Raw genomic sequence first — 5,671 nt, 5'->3', positions numbered from 1 at the left:
GGAGATGTATATAAGATAGGCGACCTTATCGCAATTCAATTGGAAAGCAAAATTAATCTTTAAATATTCGAGTCCAAATAAAGCCCTGGGAATCTGTTTCCCAGGGCTTTTACTAGTTTCTATATTAGTCTATATCTATCAAATTGTCCCCAAGGGGTTTTGTATATATGCTGTACTTATGCATGATTTCCATTGTAATACTCCCGATGGCGCAAGCTATTAGGGACGGAAAGAGGATTGCAAAGTTGTCTGTAAGCTCGGCAATCATTAAAGCCGCCGAAATAGGAGCCTCTGCAAAACCCGCAAACATAACTCCTATACCTATTATCGAATATGTATTGCTATTGAATATGAGGGTCGGAAAAAATCTTTCCAAAAGATTTCCATAAACAGCTCCGAAAGCCGCGCCAATGTAGAGCCCTGGAACGAACACCCCTCCGATTCCTCCGCTGCCAAGAGTCAAGAAGGTCGCAATCAATTTGGCCACAAAAAGCATCAATAGCAACTTCATTCCAAATTCACCTTCTACAATCCTTGGAATCGTATTAAATTCAATGTCGTATATGAGTGGAAAGTTGTATCCTATGATTCCAACAAGCCCTGCTCCGATTATGGGTTTCACCATTATCGGCAGTTTCAATTTTTTTTCGAAGAAAGCTTTCGTTACTTCAAGTCCTTTTATGTATATGAGCGCAACAAGGCTGGTCGCCACTCCAAGCAATATGTAAAAGACAATTTCACGATAATCCTTCAATCCATAGCTTCCTTTTATTATAAGAAAAGGTGTATGCCCTATCACAACCCTTCCTAAAAACGCAGCTGTTATGGATGAAATGAATATGGGTGTAAAATACTCAAAAAAATCTCTGTTCATAAGAACTTCCATCACAAATAGGGCCGCAAAAACCGGGGCATCGAAAACAGCCGACAAACTTCCTGCCACACCACACCCAATCATGATTCTAATCTTCTTGTCTGAAAAACCAGCCCTATATCCTATGTTGGATCCAATCGCCCCGCCCAAATGGACTATTGGGCCATGCCTCCCTGCCGACAAGCCGCTTGAAATGGTTATTATAGTCCCAAACATTTTTATCAGCACAGACTTCGGTTTCATTAGCATTCGATTTATGTATTTCAGCTCTTCTATTACCTCGGTAACGCCGCAACCTCTTTTATCGTCATCGATCAGGTACCTATTGATTAATCCTATGGCTACGCCCGCAAGCAACGGAATAAAAAAATACTTGGATTTGCCTATATTAACCGATTGAGAGAAGGTGTTGTACAAAATGAAATGGAGGGCGTCCAAGAGCCAATTGAACAAAATCCCTCCAAAGCCGGTCAAAAGACCGACTAAAAGAGCCAAAAGAGAAACCAAGAGTCTCTCGAATCGACCATTGTCATTTTTTTTGAAGGTTGTTTCTTTCATGGTCCCTTCATCTCTCTTATAAAAAATTTTTTCAAAAAAATGTTTAATATTATTTTTTGGGGTTATATATATAATATCTTAATCCCTACTCCCCTTAAAAATAATAGGGGCGGAATAATCCGCTCTTGTTATTCTTTTTTTTTTGAATCTTTTACTTAATCTATTCCTGAGTATATATGGATGTCATCAATTCTTCTGTATCCGCAGGGTCATGAAGAAAATATGAAAGCCCCATATTAGCAACTCTTCCCGATATACGGTAGGTATTGATGTCGTTTCTTGTCATGCCAACCGCACTCTTTGCATAATAAAGTATGTCAGGAAGGCTCATATCGGTTTTAATATATTGGAACATTGTGTTTGCAACCACAGGCAATTTGAAGCTCAATATGTTCTTAGCCGCTGATTTCAAGAATTCCTGCTGAGCCTCTATTCTCCCTAGGTCTCCGTTTTGATATCCCGCTCCGTCATTGTTTTTCCTAAACCTTAGATATTCGATTGCATTGTCTCCGCGAAGAGTCTGCACTCCCTCTTCAAAATGTATGTGCAATTCGGGTTCAGCATAAATATCATCGTAATCCATTTTTATAGGCACATTAACTTCTACGCCACCTATTGAATCAACGATTCTCTCAATCCCTGAATAGGTCACCTTTACATATTCATGCACAGGTACATTGAGTATATCAGAAACTGCAGCCATAACCTGCTGTGCTCCACCATGACCATAGGCTGCATTTATTTTTTTCTGGTCAGCATCGTCATAGCCGCTCCTATAATAATAGGTATCTCTTGGAATCGAAACTATATCCAGTTTGCCATTGTCCGGATCAAAGCTGGCCAGCATGATAGTATCGGTTCTGTATCCTTCTAGTCCCAAAAGAAGCACATTAACGCGCCTGCTTGCCTTTACCGCTTTCTCCAAAGGCGTTTCTGCATCGACATCAGTTTCCGTATTATTTGAATAGATGGATTCTTCCGTATTTTCCTCCACCTCTGCGCTCGATGTCGGGTCATAGTATTTGATGAACGCAAATGTACCCGATCCTATCAATGTCGTAAAACAAAGAAATGCCACAGCAAATACTTTAAAAAATGTTTTCATATATATCACTCCATAGTCTCAAAAACTTTATTTCGATTATTTGAACGCCGCCCACACTTAAGTGAGCCTTTTCAATTCTAACATACATTATAATTCGGTTTGCATAAAAAAACTTTACAATTCTGTTACCATTGCGCAAAAACAAAAAACATCATACCAATTCAATCTTATTCTATCATACACAAAGAAATTTATGTGCATATTTTTACCCCAACAGCCATACCGCACTATCAGGGCAATTAATTAAACTTTAAAGATCAAAAACTTTCGCTATAGCATGAACCGCTTTTATTTTGTCTTTTGGGTTTATTGTATAGGATATCCTTATTTCCGAGGTCGTAACCTGCTTGAATTCTATGTCGTTCTCGGCAAGAATTTTAAACATTTTTGCCGCTACTCCGGAATGACTTCTCATTCCATTTCCTACTACAGACAGCTTTGTAATCTCTTCGTCAATTTCGGCCGCAACTCCACCTGTTTCTTCTTCAAATACTCCAATAACTTCCCGTATTGCATTTAAATCTTCTTTGTTCGCCGTAAAGGAAATATTTATGAAATTGTCATAAGGCGCCGTTTGGCTTATCATGTCAATATTTACATCCCTCTCTGCAAGTTTCTCAAAAAGTCCTGAAACGGCTTTTGAAGAATATGGTATTCCGTTGATGGTAATCATAATATCGTCATCGCTAACCGACAATCCCGTTATCACTTTTTCTTCCATACTCGCATCATACTCCTTTATATAGGTTCCCGGACGTTCCTCCGTACTCAAGGCGACATAGATGGGAACTCCGAATTTCTGCCCTATTTCAACAGAACGCGGTTGCATGACTCCTGCTCCCAAACTCGCCATTTCCAGCATTTCTTCGTAGCTGATTGTCTCAAGCTTTTTGGCCTCAGTATATAGCCTCGGATCCACAGTGTAAATGCCTTCGACATCTGTATAAATTTCACAACTACACGATAGTTTCGCCGCCAGCGCCACAGCCGTGGTATCCGAACCACCCCGTCCCAGCGTCGTTATATTGCCTTTTTCGTTGACTCCCTGGAAACCGGCTACAACTACTATATTTCCATTGTCTAATTCTTCTTTTACATTTGATATTTCAATGTCTGTGATTCTCGCTTTGGTGTGTCGTCCCCCCGTGTGGATTCCTGCCTGGAATCCCGTCATGGATATCGCCTCGAATCCAAGCTCCTTCAATGCAATTGCAAGAAGCGAACTCGATATTTGTTCACCTGTCGACATCAGCATATCCATTTCTCTTTTTGAAGGATTATCCGAAATCTCCTTTGCCATTTCAACCAACATATTTGTCGTTTTGCCCATTGCCGAAACAACTACCACTATCCGGTCTCCATTTTCCCGCCTTTTGGCGACACGCCTTGCTACATTTTTAATTTTTTCTGTCGTCCCAACGGAACTGCCTCCGTATTTCTGAACTACAAGTGCCATATCATGATGCCTCCCTTCCTATATGATATCGTTTCTTATCAAATCATCCAATGTCTCTCTTTTGACAGTCACTCTCGATTTCCCTTTCGATACAAAAACTACCGCAGGTCTCCCCAGCCTGTTGTAGTTGCTTGACATTGAATAGTTATATGCTCCAGTTGTAAATACAACTATCAGATCGCCTTTTTTTACTGTTGGAAACTCAATATCGCGTATGATTACATCGCCCGACTCGCAACACTTGCCGGCAATCGTATACCTTTCTGATTGAGGGTCTCTCATTCTGTTAGCCAGCGCGGCCTCGTACCTGGCATCATAAAGAGCTGTTCTCGGATTGTCAGCCATACCTCCATCAACAAAAATATAATTTCTGCCTCCATAGGTTTCCTTTACCCCGCCAACACTATAAAGTGTTATTCCGGCATTACCGACTATTGCCCTTCCCGGTTCAATCATTACCTTTTTTACAGCCAAATCATTGCGTTCGATTTTTGATTCAATATGTTTGACCAATTTGCTCAAGAAATCCGAAAGCTTAATAGGACTGTCCTCTCCGGAATAATAAACTCCAAAACCTCCTCCTAGATTTAGCTCCTCGGCTTTATATCCAGTTCTCTCCTCTACAACCTTTATGAAATCAGTCATTACCGACACGGCCTCAAAAAACGGATCCTCGTCATTGATTTGAGAGCCTATATGGCAATGGAATCCATGAAGATTGATAGCCGGACTATCCAAAATCCTTTCGATTATTTCAAAAATTTTTCTTCCATATATAGATTCCCCAAACTTGGAATCGTGTTTCGATGTCTGGATATACTGATGGGTATGGGCTGTAACACCCGGATTCAGTCTTACAAGCGCATCCGCCTTAACTCCCTTTGACATAGCAATTCGCTCTAAGGCCTCCACTTCATCCATATTGTCTACGACAATTCTTCCTATACCCTCCGAAACGGCCATCTCAATTTCCATGTCTGTTTTGTTGTTTCCATGCAGATATATGTTTTCTCTCGGAAAATCCGACCTTATAATCGTATGGAGTTCTCCCGCGGACACTGCATCTATTCCTATGCCCTCTTCCATTGCTATGCGGCACATTGCCATATTCAAGAAGGCCTTCGATGCATAAATCACCCGGCAATCCAGTTTTTCTGAAACAAAGTGTTCCCTAAAAAGGTTCATATTGTCCCTTACTAGATTTTCATCTATAACATATAAAGGAGTACCATGGGTCTTCGCCAATTCAACGGCATCGCAACCGCCTATTTCCAAATGGTTCTTCGCATTCATTTTCATTGTTCCAAATAATTTCAAAGCAACACCCCCCATGTTAAGATGATTTTACTGCGTTCTGCCAAATACACAAAAAATGCCATGAGCAAGGCTACATGACATCCATCATTTTCAACCCTGCAAATCAGCGCCTCATCAATACAAATGCATTGATGACAGTGGCATGCCTATTTGACATGTCCCCAACATGCGGAACCGCTCAGGCCAATTCCACACATTTCGGCGGTTGCACCTTTCATGACGCCAAGCCTGACAAAACAGCTGACACTACTCATTACACCCGCACCTCTAACTCACAATAGAAGCTCATATATTCATTTATTCATATAGCTTACAGCATGCATGGCGTGTTGTCAACATGCGCACGATTGTTTCTTTGTTT

At 40.8% G+C, this 5,671-nt stretch carries 4 protein-coding genes; all 4 read right to left on the bottom strand.

Features of this window, described 5'->3' with window-relative positions; genetic code table 11:
• Nucleotides 1-124: 124 nt before the first annotated feature.
• Nucleotides 125-1,432, bottom strand: a complete 1,308-nt coding sequence (locus JJE29_09005) for a chloride channel protein (GenBank protein ID MBK5252753.1) — start codon at nt 1,430-1,432, stop codon at nt 125-127.
• Between the two features lie 160 nt (nt 1,433-1,592).
• Nucleotides 1,593-2,537 (bottom strand): LCP family protein, encoded by a 945-nt coding sequence (locus tag JJE29_09000; protein MBK5252752.1) that lies wholly within the window; start codon nt 2,535-2,537, stop codon nt 1,593-1,595.
• Nucleotides 2,538-2,787: 250 nt separating this feature from the next.
• A complete protein-coding gene (locus JJE29_08995) occupies nt 2,788-3,993 on the bottom strand; it encodes an aspartate kinase (GenBank protein ID MBK5252751.1) in 1,206 nt (401 codons plus the stop codon).
• An 18-nt stretch (nt 3,994-4,011) separates the two neighbouring features.
• A complete protein-coding gene (gene lysA, locus JJE29_08990) occupies nt 4,012-5,310 on the bottom strand; it encodes a diaminopimelate decarboxylase (protein MBK5252750.1) in 1,299 nt (432 codons plus the stop codon).
• Nucleotides 5,311-5,671: the final 361 nt, after the last annotated feature.

The organism is Peptostreptococcaceae bacterium, assembly GCA_016649995.1.
Lineage (GTDB): Bacteria > Bacillota > Clostridia > Peptostreptococcales > BM714 > BM714.
Note: the sequence above shows the minus strand (reverse complement) of the source record. Positions and strands in the feature narration are given on the sequence as shown.

Coding starts and splice junctions, on each gene's coding strand:
- JJE29_08995 (MBK5252751.1), bottom strand. CDS start 3,993: ATGGCACTTGTAGTTCAGAAATACGGAGGCAGTTCCGTTGGGACGACA.
- JJE29_09000 (MBK5252752.1), bottom strand. CDS start 2,537: ATGAAAACATTTTTTAAAGTATTTGCTGTGGCATTTCTTTGTTTTACG.
- JJE29_09005 (MBK5252753.1), bottom strand. CDS start 1,432: ATGAAAGAAACAACCTTCAAAAAAAATGACAATGGTCGATTCGAGAGA.